Annotated in this window: 3 protein-coding genes; 1 reads left to right on the forward strand and 2 read right to left on the reverse strand. The window is 68.9% G+C overall.

All coding sequences use genetic code 11. The features are described from left to right. Window positions 1-538 (forward strand): GntR family transcriptional regulator (locus CVM52_RS25460; protein WP_100165036.1); only part of this gene is annotated, 538 nt, incomplete at its 5' end. Between the two features lie 95 nt (window positions 539-633). Here the strand turns inward: CVM52_RS25460 and CVM52_RS25465 are convergent. Both CVM52_RS25465 and CVM52_RS25470 read right to left on the reverse strand, forming a co-directional pair. Beyond that, entirely contained in the window at window positions 634-1,248 is a 615-nt protein-coding gene (locus CVM52_RS25465) for an LbetaH domain-containing protein (RefSeq protein ID WP_100165037.1), read from the reverse strand. Between the two features lie 20 nt (window positions 1,249-1,268). Next, window positions 1,269-1,862: SGNH/GDSL hydrolase family protein (locus tag CVM52_RS25470; protein ID WP_133120002.1), on the reverse strand; the 594-nt coding region annotated here is incomplete at its 5' end.

The following is a 1,862-nucleotide window of genomic DNA, read 5'->3' on the forward strand; positions in this document are numbered from 1 at the left end:
CCTGCGCTCGCGCCGCGGCGCCGGGGTCTTTGTCGAGGCGCCGCCCACCGACTATCCGATCGGCCGCCGGGTGCGGTTTCACCAGAATATCCGCGCCGCCGGGCGGCTGCCGGAAAAAACCGTGCTGCGGCTGGAAACCCGCCCCTGCGATGCCGCCGAGGCGCGGGCGCTGACCCTGGCCACCGGCGCGCCGGTGGTGGTCTACGAAGGCCTGTCGCTGGCCGGGCGGGTGCCGATCGCCCAGTTCCGCAGCCTGTTTCCCGAACACCGGGTGCCCGGCCTGCGCCAAACGCTGGACCAGGTCACCTCGGTCACCGAGGCGCTGAAACGCAATGGCATTCCCGATTACGTGCGCGCCGAAACCCGCGTCACCGCGGTGCGCGCCGATGCCACCCAGGCGCTGCATCTGCGCCTGCGCGAGGGCGATCCGCTGATCCGCACCACCTCGGTCAACCGCGAACCGGACGGTCCGCCGATCGAATATGGCATCACCTGGTTCGCCGGAGACCGGGTGACCCTGACGGTCAGCCATGATTGAGGCGCCATGATGTGCCGGCCTCGGGCAGGACGACGCGCACCCGGTTCTTCTTCTCTTTGCAAATCCTCAACGGCGCAGCCCGGCGGCCGGACGCCTCATTCGTATTTCTCGAGGAAGGCTTCGGCGGGGAGCGCGCGGAAATCATCGAGCCGGGCGCGCAGCGTGGCATGGTCCCAGTCCCACCAGGCCAGCGCGATCAGCCGTGCGGCAATCTCGGGCGGCTGGCGCAGGCGCAGCGGCCGGGCCGGGGTGCCGGCAACGATGGTATAGGGGGCGACATCGCGAGTGACGATGGCGCCCGAGGCCACCACCGCCCCATCGCCGACGGTGATCTCGGGTTTGATCTGGCAATTGTGCCCCAGCCAGGTGTCATGGCCGATCGTCGCGCGGCGGGCACGGCGATGGGCGAAAAACGCGGCATCGCGTTCGGCATCGTCCCACAGGTCGTCCGAACGGTACATGAAGTGATGCAGCGAGGCCCGGTCGAGCGGGTGGTCGGTGGCGCCGATGCGCACGAAGCTGGCGATATTGGCAAAATTGCCGATGGTCGCATTGGCGATATCGCAATAGCGGTCGCAATAGGAATAGTCGCCAAAGCTGGACAGGGCGACGCGGCTGCCGCGCTTGACCTCGCAAAAGCGTCCGAAGTCCGTCTCGGTGATATCGCAATCGGGCTCGATCACCGGGCTGTCTTCTTTCAGGCGCGGCATGGGGTCCTCTCGGGTCGGGATCAGGGGCAGGTTTGGCCGGCGGCCGCGGCAATCATCGGCGCCAGCACCGGGGGCAACATGGCGGTGGCGGCCTCGGCCGAGGGGTGCAGCCCGTCGGGCGCCCAGCCCGGCGGCAGCGCCTGCCAGCGCGGGGCGAAATCGGCCAGCCCGGTGTCGTACTCTTCGGCCAGGGCGTGGCTGATGGCATAATACTGGCCAAGGCGCGGCCGCTTCAGACGCTGCAACCCGGTCACCGGGTTCATCACCATCAGCAGGATCCGGGCCTGGGGCAGCGCGCCAGTGAGCTGGGTCAGCAGTTCCGCGTGCTGTGCCCGGCTCTGGCGCAGTGAAATACCGTCCCACAGATCTCCATCATTGATGGCAAATTCAAGCAGGATCACGTCCGGCTCTTGCGCTGCCACCTGCTGCCACTGTGCCAGCGCCCAGGTCGAGCCCTGGCCCGACCCCGCCACGCGCTGCACCGTGACGGGTGCATCCAGGCAGCTGGCCAGTTCCGCCTGCAGCGCCTCGGGCCAGGGGTTGCTGGCGGTCAGGCTGGTGCCGAAGGCGACAACGCTCAGCGGCGCCTCCGCTGCCCGGTCCGGCAAGGCCGG

This window comes from Pseudooceanicola lipolyticus (genome assembly GCF_002786325.1).
In the GTDB taxonomy this organism is placed as follows: domain Bacteria; phylum Pseudomonadota; class Alphaproteobacteria; order Rhodobacterales; family Rhodobacteraceae; genus Pseudooceanicola_C; species Pseudooceanicola_C lipolyticus.